At 65.6% G+C, this 15,314-nt stretch carries 13 protein-coding genes; 2 read left to right on the forward strand and 11 right to left on the reverse strand.

Annotated elements, in window-relative coordinates; translation table 11 throughout:
• Window positions 1-63: 63 nt before the first annotated feature.
• Window positions 64-843, reverse strand: a complete 780-nt coding sequence (locus KYC_RS06395) for an SDR family oxidoreductase (RefSeq protein ID WP_008160082.1) — start codon at window positions 841-843, stop codon at window positions 64-66.
• Window positions 844-1,038: 195 nt separating this feature from the next.
• Between KYC_RS06395 and KYC_RS06400 the strand changes: the two genes are divergently transcribed.
• Entirely contained in the window at window positions 1,039-1,575 is a 537-nt protein-coding gene (locus KYC_RS06400) for a cysteine dioxygenase family protein (protein ID WP_008160084.1), read from the forward strand.
• Between the two features lie 69 nt (window positions 1,576-1,644).
• Here the strand turns inward: KYC_RS06400 and KYC_RS06405 are convergent, their stop codons facing one another.
• From KYC_RS06405 to KYC_RS06430, 6 genes are all read right to left on the reverse strand, one after another.
• Window positions 1,645-3,339, reverse strand: a complete 1,695-nt coding sequence (locus KYC_RS06405; RefSeq protein ID WP_008160086.1) for a thiamine pyrophosphate-binding protein — start codon at window positions 3,337-3,339, stop codon at window positions 1,645-1,647.
• Window positions 3,340-3,408: 69 nt separating this feature from the next.
• A complete protein-coding gene (locus KYC_RS06410) occupies window positions 3,409-4,395 on the reverse strand; it encodes a tripartite tricarboxylate transporter substrate binding protein (protein ID WP_008160088.1) in 987 nt (328 codons plus the stop codon).
• Window positions 4,392-5,156: a GntR family transcriptional regulator gene (locus tag KYC_RS06415; protein WP_008160089.1), complete on the reverse strand. Its 765-nt coding sequence runs from the start codon at window positions 5,154-5,156 to the stop codon at window positions 4,392-4,394. Before KYC_RS06415 ends, KYC_RS06410 begins: the two co-directional genes overlap by 4 nt.
• A 183-nt stretch (window positions 5,157-5,339) precedes the next feature.
• The gene (locus KYC_RS06420) at window positions 5,340-6,059 is read right to left on the reverse strand and encodes a VOC family protein (RefSeq protein ID WP_008160091.1); all 720 of its coding nucleotides are present in this window, start codon (window positions 6,057-6,059) and stop codon (window positions 5,340-5,342) included.
• An 18-nt stretch (window positions 6,060-6,077) separates the two neighbouring features.
• Entirely contained in the window at window positions 6,078-8,813 is a 2,736-nt protein-coding gene (secA, locus tag KYC_RS06425; RefSeq protein ID WP_008160093.1) for a preprotein translocase subunit SecA, read from the reverse strand.
• 191 nt (window positions 8,814-9,004) lie between these two features.
• Window positions 9,005-9,979, reverse strand: coding sequence for a M23 family metallopeptidase (locus KYC_RS06430; protein WP_008160094.1), 975 nt, complete (start codon window positions 9,977-9,979; stop codon window positions 9,005-9,007).
• A gap of 127 nt (window positions 9,980-10,106) precedes the next feature.
• Here KYC_RS06430 and KYC_RS06435 point away from each other — a divergent pair, with 127 nt between their 5' ends.
• Window positions 10,107-10,514: a DciA family protein gene (locus tag KYC_RS06435; RefSeq protein WP_081478001.1), complete on the forward strand. Its 408-nt coding sequence runs from the start codon at window positions 10,107-10,109 to the stop codon at window positions 10,512-10,514.
• 197 nt (window positions 10,515-10,711) lie between these two features.
• Here KYC_RS06435 and lpxC read toward each other — a convergent pair whose 3' ends face one another.
• The 4 genes from lpxC to KYC_RS06455 all read right to left on the reverse strand — a co-directional run bounded on the left by lpxC (window position 10,712) and on the right by KYC_RS06455 (window position 15,303).
• Window positions 10,712-11,635, reverse strand: a complete 924-nt coding sequence (lpxC, locus tag KYC_RS06440) for a UDP-3-O-acyl-N-acetylglucosamine deacetylase (RefSeq protein ID WP_008160097.1) — start codon at window positions 11,633-11,635, stop codon at window positions 10,712-10,714.
• A 240-nt stretch (window positions 11,636-11,875) separates the two neighbouring features.
• Entirely contained in the window at window positions 11,876-13,060 is a 1,185-nt protein-coding gene (gene ftsZ, locus KYC_RS06445; protein WP_008160099.1) for a cell division protein FtsZ, read from the reverse strand.
• A 187-nt stretch (window positions 13,061-13,247) separates the two neighbouring features.
• Window positions 13,248-14,474: a cell division protein FtsA gene (ftsA, locus tag KYC_RS06450; RefSeq protein WP_006217473.1), complete on the reverse strand. Its 1,227-nt coding sequence runs from the start codon at window positions 14,472-14,474 to the stop codon at window positions 13,248-13,250.
• Window positions 14,475-14,478: 4 nt separating this feature from the next.
• Window positions 14,479-15,303: a cell division protein FtsQ/DivIB gene (locus KYC_RS06455; RefSeq protein WP_008160106.1), complete on the reverse strand. Its 825-nt coding sequence runs from the start codon at window positions 15,301-15,303 to the stop codon at window positions 14,479-14,481.
• Window positions 15,304-15,314: the final 11 nt, after the last annotated feature.

A 15,314-nucleotide genomic window follows, 5' to 3' on the forward strand; every position in this document is an offset into this window, starting at 1 on the left:
TTTCCTTGACGCGAACGGTGCCAATCTTGCCTTTAACCGCCGCGCGCGTCCAGCCAGGCGGCGTCAGTAGGTTCCCGGGTATCCGCCCCCGTCGATCAGGAGGTTCTGCGCGGTCATGTAGCCTGCGTGGGCCGAGCACACGTAGGCGCACAGGGCGCCCAGTTCCTCGGGCTGGCCATAGCGGCCGGCCGGATTCGAGCGCGCCCGCTCGTCCCAGAGCTGTTCGAACGTCTTGCCGGACTGCTCCAGCATGCCCTGGATGTGCCGGGCCTGCGCATCCGTGGCAAAGGCGCCCGGCAGCAGGTTATTGATGGTGACGTTGTGGCGCACGGTCTGGCGGGCCAGCCCGCCCACGAAGCCGATCAGCCCGGAGCGCGCGCCGTTGGACAGCCCCAGTTCGGCGTGCGGCGCCTTGACGCTGCGCGACACGATATTGACGATGCGGCCGAACCGCCGCTCCACCATGCCATCCACCACGCGCCGGATCATGTCGATCGGGCCCAGCATCATGGCGTCCAGCGCCGCGATCCACTCGTCGCGCGACCAGTCGCGGAAGTCGCCGGGCAGCGGGCCGTCGGCGTTGTTGATGAGGATATCGGGCTGCGGACAAGCCGCAATGGCCGCGTCGCGCCCCTGCGGCAAGGTCAGGTCGGCCGACACCCACCCCACGCCCACGCCGGTTTCGCGGGAGATCTCGGCCGCGGCCTGCTCCAGCGTCTGGGGATTGCGGGCCGCGATCGTCACCGCCACGCCCTCCCGCGCCAGTTGCAGGGCGCACGCCCGGCCCATGCCGCGGCTGCCGCCAAAAACAAGTGCCTTCTTGCCGCTGATCCCCAGATCCATGCCTGCTTCCCCCTGCCGACGCGTTGTCGGCGGCGGGCCCCTGCGGCCCTCCGCCCCGAAGCGGTCCAGTATAGGAGTGCGCCCGGCGGGATGGAATTTTTTTCTAATCCGCCGCGTCCGGGCGCCGAATTTGGCAAAGGCATTCCAGCGAGCAGACCCTAAGATGGATGAAACCTTGCCTCCAGGGGGTATGCCATGGCCAACGTCCAACCTGTTTGCGCCGACCTGCAATCGCTATGCGAATCCGTGCAGGCCGCCCAGATGAACGCCGCCCGCGCCCTGCTGCGCGACCTTGCATCCAGCGTGGCCCATGCCGGCGACATGCTGCGGAACCTGCCCCCGGAATTGCACGCCGGCCGGGCCGAGTCCTATACCCGCCACATCGCCTATGCCGACCCCCTCGGGGCCTTCACCATCGCCTACCTGATCTGGCGGCCGGGCCAGTTCAGCCCGGTCCACGGGCACAAGACCTGGTGCACCTATCAGGTCCTGCAGGGCGAACTGACCGAAACCCATTACCGCTGGAATCCCGATGCCGCCATTGCGGTGCCCTGCGGCCAGGCCGTGCGCCGTCCGGGCGAAATCGTCACCGCCTCGCAGGGGCTGCGCCACATCCACCGGCTGGGCAACGGCGGCGACCGCGTCGCCGTCTCGCTGCACATCTATGGCGTGGACGAAGCCGACCTTTGCACCGGCGTCAACCATCTGGTGGACACCGCCAGCGCCGCTTGATCCCTTATTCCGAATAAAAAAATGGGGCCCACAAGGGCCCCATCGGCATTGACGAACGCGGCTGGCGCGTCAGCCCATCCACTGGCTGACGGGCGCGGCGGCGTCCTGCAGCGGCTGCGCCACCACGTCGATCAGCGCGGGGCCGTCGTGCTCCATGGCGGCCTTGATCGCGGCGTCCAGCTTGGCCGGATCCTCGACCCGCCACGCCTTCACGCCGTAGGCTTCCGCGATGCGGGCATGGTCGGTGCGGTTGAAGTCCACGCTGTAATAGCGCTTGTCGTAGCCGGCCTTCTGGCTGGCCTTGATCCAGCCGTACACCGAGTTCGAGAACACCACCATCAGCAGCGGCGCCTTGTGCCGCACGATGGTCTCCAGTTCGCCCACCGTGAAGCCGAAGCTGCCGTCGCCCATCACCGACACGCACTTGGATTGCGGACGGCCGACCCACGCGCCCAGCGCCGCGGACATCGAAAATCCCAGCGCGCCGTGGGCGCGGTTGGTGATGAAGTGGCGGCCGGGGCGCGACACGTCGTAATAGGCCGAGAAATACGGGCAAGGCGTGCCGGGATCGGCGCAGACCACCGCGTCGTCGGGCAACAGGCGGTTCAGCGACTGCACCACACGCTCGGGACGGATGGGCGAATCCAGGCTGTTGGCCAGCGGCTCCAGCTGCGCGCGGCGCGCCGCCTTGGCGCGGCCTGCCAGCACCGCGCCGTCCGTGGCGTCGGACGGCCGATGCGCCAGGCGCGCCTGCACTTCGGCGCCCAGCGCCTCAAGCGCCAGTTTGGCGTCGCCCACCAGGCCGATTTCGGTCAGGTAGTTGGCGCCAATCACCATCGGGTCGATGTCGATGTGCAGGATCGGCACATCGCGATTCGGGAAGCGCCAGTGCTCAGTCGAAGTCGACCCGGCGCGGCAGCCGACAAACAGCACGACGTCGGCGGCGGCCACCACGTCGCGCGTGGCCATCACGCCGCCGTTGGAGCCCACCACGCCCGCGTTCAGCGGATGGGTGTCGGCAAGGCTGCCCTGCCCGCTCACGGTCACGCACACTGCGGCCTTGAGGGACTCGGCCAGCGTCTGCAAGGCGCCGCAGGCGCCGGCGATGACCACGCCGCCGCCGCAGATGATCACCGGCGAGCGGGCGCCCGCCAGGCGCTGCGCGGCGCGCGCTACGTCGGCCGGATCCGGCGCGAAGCGCATGGCCGGGAAGCGGCTGTGCTCGGGCTGCGCCCAGACGTCCGACGCATCCACCTGCTGCTTCATCACGTCATAGGGAAAGCACAGGTGCGCCGAACCGGGCTTGCCGGTCGTCATGGCGCGGAAGGCCGCGCGCACCATGCCCGGAATCTGATCCGCGCGGTCGATCGTGCGGTTCCATTTCGTCAGCGGACGGTACAGCGCTTCCTGGTCCAGCTCCGTCAGCGGATACTTGCCGCGCGACCCCACCGCCACGTCCGACGTAATGCCCAGGACGGGAATGGACGATTCGTTGGCTTCCACCAGGCCCGGCAGCAGATAGGTCGCGCCGCCGCCGCTGGGGCCTTCGCACACGCCGACCTTGCCGGTCACGCGCGCATAGGCGTCGGCCATGTAGCCGGCGCTGCGCTCATCGCGGGTCAGGATGTGCTGCATCCCGTGGTCCAGGCGATAAAGCGCGTCATAGAACGGCAGCGTGGTGTCGCCGCACAGGCCAAAAATATGTTTGACGCCGTTGTGCTGCAGCATCCGCACCATGGCTTCGGCGCCGTTCATGTTTTCCATGTCTTCTCCACGTGTTTCATCGGCGGGACCGGACGGCGGCAGGCCGCCGCCCGGTCCGCGCCGCTTGGCTTAATTGTCCAGATTGATATTGCTGCTCTTGATGAACGCGCTCCAGCGGTCGTATTCCGACTTCACGTACGCATCCAGCGCCGGGCCGTCGGAAGCCACGATCTCGAAGCCCGCTTCCGTGACCTTCTTGCGGATTTCCGGATCAGCCAGCACGGCCTGGAAATCGGCCGTCAGCTTCTTGACGGTGGCCTCGGGCGTGCCCTTCGGGGCGAACATGCCGCTCCACGAATAGGCGACGAATCCCGGGAAACCGGACTCCGCCACGGTCGGCACATTGGGCAATTCAGGCAGGCGCTTCTCGCCGGCCACGGCCAGCGGCTTGATCTTGCCGGCCTGGATCTGGCCGCGCAGCGCGGCAAAGCTCAGCCACGTCATGTTGGCCTGTCCGCCGACCACGGCCTGGATGGCCGGCCCGCCGCCGCCGTAAGGCACGTGCAGCAGTTCGACCTTGGACAGACGCTTCAGCTCTTCCGGCGCCAGGTGATTCAGCGAACCGACGCCGGTCGACGCGTAGTTGAACTTGTTGGCGGGCTGCTTGGCGGCGGCCGCCAGGAATTCCTTCAGGTTGTCCCCAGGCACGCCAGGATTCGCGCCGATCACCAGCGGGAATCGCACGGTCTGCCCGATGGCGACGAAATCCTTGAACGTGTCGTAGGGCAGCTTGGGCTTCACGGCCGGATTGATGCCATGGTTGTCGAAGCTGACCAGCAACGTATTGCCGTCCGGTTCCGCGCGCGCCACGAAGGCCGTCGCGATCTGGCTGGCGGCGCCGGGGCGGTTCTCGACCACCACCGGGCGGCCGCCCATCTGTTGCGACAGGCGCGGCTGCAAGATGCGCGCCAGGATGTCGGTGCTGCCGCCCGGCGGGTACGGCACGACAAGGATCAGCGGCCGTTCCTCGGCGACGGCCGGCGTGGCGACAAAGGCGCCCCCTGCCGCAGCCAGCGTGCATACCGCGGCCAGTACCCGCTTGATCGTGTGATTCATTCGATTTCCCCTGCTGTTGTGGTGTTGGCCGGCGCTGTCGTGGCGGGTCCGGCCTGGTCCCGCATGTAAATCGTTGAATAGCCCGTACGTATCACGTCGGTAATCTGGTCCAGCCGACGGCCGATGTGGGCGCTGATCAGGGCGGGCAAGGCATCGACGTCGCGCCGTTCGAGCGCCTGGACGATGCGCAGGTGCTCGCCCTGGGTGTGGCTGCGGCGGCCCTGCTGCATGTCGATCCAGCGCACGAAATGGATGCGCGCGTTGACGCTTTCAAGGGCCCGCACGAATTCGTCGTTGCGCGAATAGCGCGCAAGCGCCAGGTGAAAGGCCTCGTCCAGTTCCAGCAGCCGCGCCGCGTCGCTGTCTTCCGGTTCATCGCGGGAACGCTCGACGAATGCCCGCAGGCTCGCCAGCTCTTCATCGGTCGCGCGCTCGCAGGCGGCGCGCACGATGCCGGCTTCCAGCACCGCGCGGTATTCATAAAGACTGTGGATCTGGCGCGCGTCCAGCAAACGGGCGATGAAGCCTCGATTGAGCGAGCGCGTGAGAAACCCTTCGACCATCAACTGATTGAGCACTTCGCGCAGTGGAGTCCGGCTGACGTTCAGGCGGCGGGCCAGTTCGACCTCGTTGATGCGTTCTCCGGGCTTGAACTCGAAGCGCACCGCCATGGCCTTGACCGCGCCGTACAGTTCGGCCTGGCCGGCCGACGTACGGGACGGGCGGGCAACGGGTCGAATTGCGGCTTGGGTGAGCGTCATGGGAATCGCCTGAGATCGTTTCCACCTGTAAGTGAAGTGCATACTAAAGTGCATACACTTTGATCGGCAACCCGGGTTTGCCCGGACGCGCGCAATCCGCGCACCGCATTGCGGGCGCGACGGACTGCGGGGGAGCTTGGTCCCGGCCTGGGCCGGCCGGACGAGATGACGCGACGAAACCGCTTACAGCCCGGTGTCCAGCGTGTAGTGCGCGCCGTCCCGGTTTTCGAGGGTCAGCGTGGACAGCACCGGCGTCTGGGCGGCGGCATCCTGCTGCACATGGATGCGCAGGTTCGCCAGCGGCACGTCCCAGCCGCCGCCGGCGGCTTCGGCGCTGACGCCCGCCACCAGCGCCAGGCGTTCGGCAACGCCGCGGGCATCGGCCGCGCGGGCGTCGATGCGGTACAGGCTGCGCGCGCCATTGGGATGCGACATGAGTGCCGGGGACCAGACGCACTCGGGCGTCAGGTGGCGGCAGAAATACATGCGGATGCCGGGCAGCGGTTGCTCGGCAAAGCGCACGGTGTGAAAACGGGCCTGGACTTCCTGACCGTCCAGCAAGGCGGGACGGGTCAGTTCCTGCACGGGATTGACGGCAAAGCCGGCGTCCCGCAGCCGCTGGTAGGTCGCTTCCGCGTCGTACGTGCGGAACACCAGCGCTTCCAGCCCGAACGGCGAATCGGCGATTTCCTTGCGTGCCGGCGGCGCGCCGGGCGGCCATCCCAGCAGTTCGACGTAAGTGCCTTCCAGCACGATCAGGCGATTGCACGACCCCAGGTTGTGCACGGCCTTATCGGACAGGTGAAAGCCCTGGCGTTCGAAGTGCGGCGCCAGCGCATCCAGCCGGTCGCGCACCATGACGACAGCGTGGTCGAATTCAGTGCGGCCGACGGAATGCAGCATGATGGCTATCCCTTTCTATCAGACCAGCTTGCCGTGGCACTGCTTGTACTTCTTGCCGCTGCCGCACGGGCACGGGTCATTGCGGCCGACCTTGGGCAAGGCATTGCGCACGGGCTGGGCGCCCTCTTCCGACGCATTCGAAGCCAGGGCCTCGTCGTAGTCGGAGTGGTGGTATTGCACGTTTTGCACATGCGCCTGCGCGGCCTCGGCTTCGGCCTGCTCGACCTGTTCCGACGACTGCACGCGAACGGTCATCAGCACGCGCACCACGTCGTCGCGCACGCGATCCAGCATGCCCGAGAACAGTTCGAAGGCCTCGCGCTTGTATTCCTGCTTGGGATTCTTCTGCGCATAGCCGCGCAGATGGATGCCCTGGCGCAGGTAGTCCAGCGCCGACAGGTGTTCGCGCCAGTGCGTGTCGATCGCCTGCAGCATGATCGAACGCTCGAACTGCGACCAGGATTCGGTGCCGACCTGGTCGACCTTGGCCTGGTACGCATCGCGCGCCGCGGCCACCACGCGTTCGCGCAGCTCTTCGTCGTTCAGGTTGGTTTCCTTTTCCAGCATCTCGGTCAAGGGCAGATGCAGGTGCCAGTCGGCTTCCAGCGCCTTTTGCAGCGCGGGGATGTCCCACTGTTCTTCCACCGACTCGGGCGGCACGTAGGTATTGAACAGCTCGGTCACGGCGGCGTCGCGCAGGTTGTGCACGGTGGCGCCGACGCTCGCGGCTTCCAGCACGTCGTTGCGCTGCGAGTACAGCACCTTGCGCTGATCGTTGGCGACGTCGTCGTATTCGAGCAGTTGTTTGCGGATGTCGAAGTTGCGGCCTTCGACCTTGCGCTGCGCGGTCTCGATCGAACGCGTCACCATGCCGGCCTCGATGGGCTCGCCCTCGGGCAGCTTCAGGCGTTCCATGATGGCGCGCACGCGGTCGCCCGCGAAAATGCGCATCAGGGAGTCTTCCAGCGACAGGTAGAAGCGGGACGAACCCGGATCGCCCTGGCGGCCGGCGCGGCCGCGGAGCTGGTTGTCGATACGGCGCGACTCGTGGCGTTCGGTGCCGATGATGCGCAGACCGCCGGCGGCCTTGACCTGCTCGTTCAGCGGCTTCCATTCGGCACGCACCTTCTCGATGCGCGCGGTCTTGTCGGCCTCGGACAGCGATTCGTCGGCGCGGATCAGGTCGACCTGCTTGTCGACGCTGCCGCCCAGCACGATGTCGGTGCCCCGGCCCGCCATGTTGGTGGCGATGGTGATGTGGCCCGGCTTGCCGGCTTCGGCAACGATTTCCGCTTCGCGGGCGTGCTGCTTGGCGTTCAGCACTTCGTGCGGCAGCTTGGCCTTTTTCAGCAGGCCCGACAGCAGCTCGGAGTTCTCGATGCTGGTGGTGCCGACCAGCACGGGCTGGCCGCGCTGGTGGCAATCGCGGATGTCTTCCAGGATGGCGTTGTACTTTTCGCCGTCGGTCTTGAAGACCTGGTCGTTCTGGTCCTTGCGGACCATGGGCTTGTTGGTCGGGATGATGACCGTCTCAAGCCCGTAGATTTCCTGGAATTCGTAGGCTTCCGTGTCCGCCGTGCCGGTCATGCCGGACAGCTTTTCATACATGCGGAAGTAGTTCTGGAACGTGATTGACGCCAGCGTCTGGTTTTCGTGCTGGATCTTCACGCCTTCCTTGGCCTCGACCGCCTGGTGCAGGCCGTCGGACCAGCGGCGGCCCACCATCAGGCGGCCCGTGAATTCATCGACGATCACCACTTCGCCGTCCTGCACGACGTACTGCTGGTCGCGGAAGAACAGGGTGTTGGCGCGCAGGGCCACCATCAGGTGGTGCATCAGCGCGATGTGGCGGGGGTCATACAGCGACTCGCCTTCAGGCAGGATGCCCAGGCGTCCCAGGATGGCCTCGGCATTCTCGTGGCCGGCTTCCGACAGGTAGACCTGCTGGCTCTTTTCGTCGACCCAGTAGTCGCCTTCGGGTTCCGGCTCCTGCGGCTTCGGCTCGCTGGCCATCCGCTTGAGCAGCGGCGGCACCGCGTTCATGCGGATGTAGAGCTCGGTATGGTCTTCGGCCTGGCCGGAGATGATCAGCGGCGTGCGGGCTTCGTCGATCAGGATCGAGTCCACTTCGTCGACGATGGCGTAGAACAGCACGCGCTGGCGGCGGTCCTCAACACGGTATTCCATGTTGTCGCGCAGGTAGTCGAAACCGAATTCGTTATTGGTGCCGTAAGTGATGTCGGCGGCGTAGGCGGCCTTCTTCTCTTCGTTCGGCTGCTGGGGCACCACCACGCCCGTGCTCATGCCCAGGAAGTGGTACAGGCGCCCCATCCATTCGGCGTCGCGACGGGCCAGGTAGTCGTTCACTGTGACCACGTGCACACCCTTGCCCGCGATGGCGTTCAGGTAGACGGGCAGCGTGGCCATGAGGGTCTTGCCCTCGCCCGTGCGCATTTCGGCGATCTTGCCGTTGTGCAAGGCGATGCCGCCCAGCATCTGCACATCGAAGTGGCGCATGCCGAACACCCGCTTGCCCGCTTCGCGCACGACGGCGAAGGCTTCGGGAAGCAGGTCGTCCAGGGACGTGCCCTGGGCGTGGCGGGAACGGAATTCCTCGGTTTTGGCCGCCAGCTCCGTATCGGAGAGCGCGGAGATCTTGGGTTCAAGCCCATTGATCTGGGTTACCAGCTTGCGATACTGCTTAAGCAGCCGGTCGTTGCGGCTGCCTATGAGTTTTTTGAGCAGAGAAACCATGCGTATGTCGGCCGCACGAGCCACGCCGCACCTGAAAGCGCTTGGGGCAGCGTCACCCGTGACTTGATGTTATTGGTTGAGCGGGGGTCCGCCGGGAAACGAACCAGTTTAACGCACCTGGAGCGTAATAGCCTGGACCTATGACCAGGGTAGCACTGTTGGCCGGTTTGACCGGCCAACTCGGCCAGGGTTCAAGGCGCGGCGGCCTGGGCTACTGCGGGCGGCGCATGCTGTTGCTGCGGCCCGAGGAACAGGCGCGGATCCAGCGGCTGTCCGGCAAGGCGGACTTCGAAGTGCAGGTGCGGGCCGGTGGATCGGCCGGAGCTGCCCACGCGGGCCACTTGCTGGCCGCGCTCGACGAGTTGCCCCTGCTTGACCATCAGGGATGAGGCATGGGCGTAGCGGGTGATCAGGCCGTCGCCGTGGTCGATTTCGACCATGTTTCCGAAACCGGGCTGCCACTTGGCTTCGAGGACCACGCCGCCCGAGGCGGCCAGAATGGGCGTGCCGGAGGGCGCGGCGAAGTCCAGCCCCTCATGCATGGCGGAACGGCCGGTTACGGGATTGCGGCGCCAGCCATAAGAGGACGTCAGATAGGGGTAATCGGTGATCGGCATGGCGGTCGGCATGCGCGCCTGGTCCGCCGAACGCTTGGTCAGGGCAGCGTCCAGCAGCTTCAGGTTGTCGTTCTGCTGCGAGAGCCTGGCCTGGATTTCGTCCAGCTGGCGTCCCAATGCCTCGGCCGAGGCCTCGCTGGGCGGAGGGTGATCGGTAAACAGGTCGTCCATGACGTGCGTGGCCTCGGGCTGCATCAGCGCCTCGGGCTGGGCCGTGGCCAGCTGCTTGGCCAGTTCAGGATCGGTGTAGGCCACGCCGGCCACCTTGGCCACCCGCTGGCCCAGGCCGTCGATGCTGACCAGCTTGGCCTGCAGCGCCCCCACCTTCGCGGCCAGCAGATTCATGTTCCCGCGCAGGAAATCGGCATCGCGGCCCGGTTGTTCGGACAGCGGCCAGCCCATGGTGTGAACCGCAGGCAGGATGGGAGTAATGTATCGCTGTAGCGCGGCGCCAAAGATCGCCGCCGTGATCAGGGCGCCCCCCAGGAACAACGCCAGTCGCGCGCCCCCCAGGGTGAAATGCCCGTCCTGCCCGGCGCGGGCGTGCATAATCACTATTTTCAAGGTTTGCTTCCTAATTCTTTAAGCCGGCATGAATAGACCCACTTCATACCGTCAACGTTCCAGTACCAGCCGGCGCGACGAAAATACCGCCCTGGGATGGCTGGGTCATGACATGCGGGGCGCCGGGGTATTGGCGACTGCCCGCAAGCACCTGCAAATTCAGTACGCGGTGGCGGCGGTGTTGCCCGCCCCGCTTGGCGCCGTATGCCAGGTGGCCAAGCTCGAAAACCTGTGCCTGCACCTGGTGGTGCCCACAGCCGCCCACGCGGCCAAGATGCGTCAATTGGCTCCGCGCGTTGCGCGATCGCTGGCGGACCAAGGCTGGAACCTTAACGAAATTGCCATCAAGGTACAAGCGGGTTTGCCCAAGCCCGGCGCCCGCCAGCCACGCCCTCCCAAAGAGGCGCAACCACTGAGCGACAAAGCCCTGGGAGCCTTCGAAACGCTGCACGGCAATCTGCGTCCAGGCCCGTTGGCCGATGCGGTAGCCAAGCTCTTGAAACACCACAAGAGTAGCTGAGCACCGCGGCTTTGTCCGGCACGGCAAGCGTGCGGAAACCTGGCGAAACCAAGTTTTCAGACCGATGGTCGGATGGTCTGCTACCGGTTTGCGACTATTGCGCTAGCGGATGACGGCCAGCGCCATCCTTAAGCAGGAACCCGCGCAGTCGGCCGGGGACGGACCCCGGTGCGCGGGTTCAATGAGAAAGCCTGGCCTCAGGCCAGCTTCCATTCGTGGCGAAACGCCTGCGGCGCTTCCGCCTGCGATTCGTAGGTAATCAGTTCCCAGGCGTCGCGCTGCTCCAGCAGCGCGCGAGCCAGCTGGTTGTTCAGGCCGTGACCCGATTTGCACGCCACATAGCGCGCCACCAGCGGCTTGCCCAGCAGATACAGGTCGCCGATGGCGTCCAGGATCTTGTGCTTGACGAATTCGTCGTCGTAACGCAGACCGTCGCTGTTGAGCACGCGGTACTCGTCCATGACGATGGCGTTGTCCAGGCTGCCGCCGCGGGCCAGGCCCATCGAACGCAGGGCTTCGACTTCGTTCACGAAACCGAAGGTGCGCGCGCGGGCGATTTCGCGCACATACGAATGCGTGGCGAAATCTATTTCTGCAAAGTTGGCGGTCGAGTCGATGGCGGGGTGGCGAAAGTCGATCGAGAACGCCAGCGCATAACCTTCATGAGGTTCCAGCCGGGCCCATTTCTCGTTGCGGCCTTCGCCCTCGCGCACTTCCACCGGCTTCAGGACGCGGATGAATTGCTTGGGCGCGTTCTGCTCGACGATGCCCGCCGAGCGCAACAGATAAACAAACGTCGCCGCGCTGCCGTCCATGATGGGGACTTCTTCGGCAGTGAGGTCGATGTGCAGGTTGTCGATTCCCAGGCCGGCCAGCGCCGACATGAGATGTTCCACCGTCGACACGCGGACATTGCCCTGCTGCAGCACCGATGCCATGCGCGTGTCGCCCACGCCAGTGGCCTGCGCGGGCAGGTCCACGACCTGCGGCAGGTCTACGCGGTGGAAGACGATGCCAGTATTCGGTTGTGCCGGGCGCAGAGTGAGCTCCACCCGCCGTCCGGAGTGGACGCCGACGCCTGTCGTGCGGACGAGATTCTGAATGCTGCGCTGTCGGAACATGGGACTTGGGGAATTTGAATCAGGAAGCCGGCAAGATAGCAATCAAATTGCCGGCGTAACCGATGTATTGTAACGCTGTCCGACCCTTGTCGCCATCTGGCGGCCGGATCGACCGATACTTCCGTCCCTTTTTTATGCCGTGCAAGGGAAACACGGACCGCTCTGCCTCCGGCTCGCCCGTGGGGACAGGCGAGCCGGAGATGAGGGAGTGCAATTAGAGCCGTTGACCGGCCCTAAGGTTCAATCCGCCTGCTTGCGCAGGAAGGCCGGGATGTCGAAATGATCCATTCCCGAGCTTTCCAGCGCGCGCACCTGAGCCGACGCCTGGCTGCGCGGATTGCGCATGACCGACGGCATGTCCAGGTTGCGGTAGTCGCCGCCCTGGCCGGCCGGCATCGTGCCCATGGGCATGTTGTCGGTGCCGGTGCGCAGCACTTCAGCGGTGGTCTGCACCAGTTGCGGACGGGCTTGCGCGCGGCCGAGGCCGGTTGCAACCACCGTGACGCGCAGGTTTTCGCCCATGGACTCGTCGTAGGCGGTGCCGAAGATCACGGTCGCGTCGTCCGAAGCGTAGCTGCGGATCGTTTCCATGATTTCGCGCGTTTCGCGCATCTTCAGCGAGCGGCTGGCGGTGATGTTGACCAGCACGCCGCGGGCGCCGTTCAGGTCCACGCCTTCCAGCAGCGGGCAAGCAATGGCGTGCTCGGCGGCCACGCGGGCGCGGTCCGCGCCCGATGCCGACGCCGTGCCCATCATGGCCTGGCCCTGCTCGCCCATGATCGTCTTCACGTCTTCGAAGTCGACGTTGACGTTGCCTTCGACGTTGATGATTTCGGCGATACCCGCGCACGCGTTGTGCAGGATGTCGTCGGCCGAACGGAAGCAGTCTTCCTGCGTCGCGTCCTCGTCCATCAGCTCATACAGGTTCTCGTTGAGCACCACGATGAGCGAATGCACGTGCTTGGCCAATTCCGAGATACCGTCCTCGGCCATCTTCAGGCGCTTGTTGCCTTCGAAGGTGAAGGGCTTGGTGACCACGCCCACGGTCAGGATGCCCAGTTCCTTGGCCACTTCAGCCACGACCGGACCCGCGCCCGTGCCGGTGCCGCCGCCCATCCCGGCGGTGATGAAGACCATGTGCGCGCCATTCAGCGCGGCACGGATCTCTTCACGCGCGGTTTCCGCCGACGCGCGTCCTTGCTCGGGCTTGGCGCCCGCGCCCAGGCCGGTACGGCCCAGACGGATCTGCACCGGCGCATTGGTGGCCGCCAGCGCCTGCGCATCGGTGTTGGCGCAGATGAAATCCACGCCGTGCACACCACTGCGAATCATGTGCGCCACGGCATTGCCGCCCGCACCGCCCACACCAACGACCTTGATTACGGTCCCTTTGGTGTTGTTCTCAAGCATCTCAAAGTTCATCATGATGACTCCCTCACAAGTCCGATTTTGCAAATCACAAAAATTCCCCAACAACCTATATTTTGTGAATCGCCTCAAAGCCGATGCCGACTACATAGGTCCGCGACGGGTTTGAGACGCCTCCTCTTTCTGGCTCGCCCCGCAACACTGCCGCGGTTCTTGCCAAGGAGCAGGCCCCAACCTGCACCCTTTAATTCATAAACCATTCCTTCATGCGCGCCAGCAGGCTTTTGAAGTTGCCCGTCTGCGCAGCCACCTTGCGGCCCCGCACACGCTGCATGCGCGCTTCCTGCAGCAGCCCCATCACCGTCGAGAAGCGCGGATTGCGCATCACGTCGGCCAGGCTGCCTTCATATTCGGGCACCGCCACGCGGACCGGTTTGAGGAACACGTCCTCGGCCAGTTCGATCATGCCGGGCAATTGCGCCGACCCGCCGGTCAGGACCACGCCGGAAGCCAGCAGGTCTTCGTAGCCGGAGTCGCGCACCACCTGCTGCACCAGCGTGAACAGTTCTTCCACGCGCGGCTCGATGACGGCGCCCAGCGCCTGGCGCTTGACCTGGCGGGGACCGCGATCGCCCAGGCCGGGCACTTCCACGGACTCGTCCGGGCTGGCCAGCACCTGCTTGGCGACGCCGTAGCGCAGCTTGATTTCCTCGGCATCGGGCGTCGGCGTGCGCAGCATCGCGGCGATGTCGTTGGTGATCTGGTCGCCGGCGATCGGCAGCACGGCGGTATGGCGGATCGCGCCGCCGGTGAAGATCGCCACGTCGGTGGTGCCGCCGCCGATGTCGACCAGCACCACACCCAGCTCTTTCTCGTCGGCCGTCAGCACGGCCAGGCTCGAGGCCAGGGGCTGCAGAATCAGGTCCTGCACTTCCAGGCCGCAGCGGCGCACGCACTTGACGATGTTCTGGGCGGCGCTGACCGCGCCCGTCACGATGTGCACGCGCACTTCCAGGCGCAGGCCGCTCATGCCGATCGGCTCGCGGATGTCTTCCTGGCCGTCGACGATGAACTCCTGCGTCAGCACGTGCAGCACCTGCTGGTCGGTCGGGATGTTCACCGCCTTGGCGGTCTCGATGACGCGGGCGACGTCGGTGGCGGTGACTTCCTTGTCCTTCACAGCGACCATGCCGCTGGAATTGAAGCTGCGGATATGGCTGCCGGCGATGCCGGTGTAGACGTCTCGAATCTTGCAATCTGCCATCAGCTCGGCTTCTTCAAGCGCGCGCTGGATGGAATTCACAGTGGTCTCGATATTGACGACCACGCCCTTGCGCATGCCGCGCGATTCGTGCTGGCCCAGGCCTAGCACTTCAAAGCGGCCTTCAGGCAGGATTTCAGCCACCACAGCCACCACCTTGCTGGTGCCGATATCGAGGGCGACGATAAGGTCCTTGATGTCACGGGTCATGGCGTTAGCGTTTCTTGGGAGGTTTCGGTGTTGATTTGGATTTGGTTTCCGACGCGGGCAACGGGGCCAGCGCCAGGGCGAAACCATTGGGGTAGCGCAAGTCGGCCTGCGTGATGGTGCGCCCTTCCAGGCGCCCCGACACGGCGGGCCACGCCTGCACAAAACGTTGAATGCGCGCAGCGAATGGCAGCGCGCCGGGCAGGCCATGCGGGTCCGGCGCATCGGCGCCCGGATCGCGGCCCAGGTCCAGCAGCATGCCGTTGGACAGCACGACGCGCCAGGCGTAGCGCGGGCTCAGTTCCAACTGGTCCACATGCATGTCCAGCGGCGCGAACCAGCGCGCCAGTTCGGCATAGCGCTGCACGACCAGCGATTCCGAGCCGTCGGGCCCGGAGAACTGCGGCAGCACCGTCTCGTCGTCCACCTCGCCGGTGTTGGCCGTGAACGCTTCGCCCCAGGTGTTGATCATCTGGTTCTCGTTCCACAGCGCCAACGGCTGCTGTTCCTCGATGCGCACGCGCAGCACGTTGGGCCAGATCCTGCGCACGGTCGCGTGCCGCACCCAGGGCACGGATTCGAAGATCTCGCGCGCGTCGTCCAGGTCCACCGTGAAGAAATTGCCCTGCACGCGGCCCGCGATCGCCGACCGCACGGCTCCCGTCGACACGTAGTGCAATTCGGTGTCCGGCATCGACTCCAGCTCGATAGCCGACAGCGTGAAGTACGGACGCTGCGCCACCCACGCCACGCCCGCGACGAGCAAGGCGCAAACCGCCAGCACGGCTAGCGTGTTGGCGATCAGGTTGGTAGTACGAGCGTCGTTCCACACGGAATATCCAG

The organism is Achromobacter arsenitoxydans SY8 (assembly GCF_000236785.1).
Lineage (GTDB): Bacteria > Pseudomonadota > Gammaproteobacteria > Burkholderiales > Burkholderiaceae_B > Achromobacter > Achromobacter arsenitoxydans.

What these genes read in the sequence shown, in the direction of transcription:
- KYC_RS06430 (WP_008160094.1), bottom strand. Translation starts at nt 9,979, where the DNA reads ATGCACGCCCGCGCCGGGCAGGACGGGCATTTCACCCTGGGGGGCGCG.
- KYC_RS06410 (WP_008160088.1), bottom strand. Translation starts at nt 4,395, where the DNA reads ATGAATCACACGATCAAGCGGGTACTGGCCGCGGTATGCACGCTGGCT.
- KYC_RS06400 (WP_008160084.1), top strand. Translation starts at nt 1,039, where the DNA reads ATGGCCAACGTCCAACCTGTTTGCGCCGACCTGCAATCGCTATGCGAA.
- secA (WP_008160093.1), bottom strand. Translation starts at nt 8,813, where the DNA reads ATGGTTTCTCTGCTCAAAAAACTCATAGGCAGCCGCAACGACCGGCTG.
- KYC_RS06420 (WP_008160091.1), bottom strand. Translation starts at nt 6,059, where the DNA reads ATGCTGCATTCCGTCGGCCGCACTGAATTCGACCACGCTGTCGTCATG.
- KYC_RS06395 (WP_008160082.1), bottom strand. Translation starts at nt 843, where the DNA reads ATGGATCTGGGGATCAGCGGCAAGAAGGCACTTGTTTTTGGCGGCAGC.
- KYC_RS06435 (WP_081478001.1), top strand. Translation starts at nt 10,107, where the DNA reads ATGCGGGGCGCCGGGGTATTGGCGACTGCCCGCAAGCACCTGCAAATT.
- lpxC (WP_008160097.1), bottom strand. Translation starts at nt 11,635, where the DNA reads ATGTTCCGACAGCGCAGCATTCAGAATCTCGTCCGCACGACAGGCGTC.
- KYC_RS06415 (WP_008160089.1), bottom strand. Translation starts at nt 5,156, where the DNA reads ATGACGCTCACCCAAGCCGCAATTCGACCCGTTGCCCGCCCGTCCCGT.
- KYC_RS06405 (WP_008160086.1), bottom strand. Translation starts at nt 3,339, where the DNA reads ATGGAAAACATGAACGGCGCCGAAGCCATGGTGCGGATGCTGCAGCAC.
- ftsA (WP_006217473.1), bottom strand. Translation starts at nt 14,474, where the DNA reads ATGACCCGTGACATCAAGGACCTTATCGTCGCCCTCGATATCGGCACC.
- ftsZ (WP_008160099.1), bottom strand. Translation starts at nt 13,060, where the DNA reads ATGATGAACTTTGAGATGCTTGAGAACAACACCAAAGGGACCGTAATC.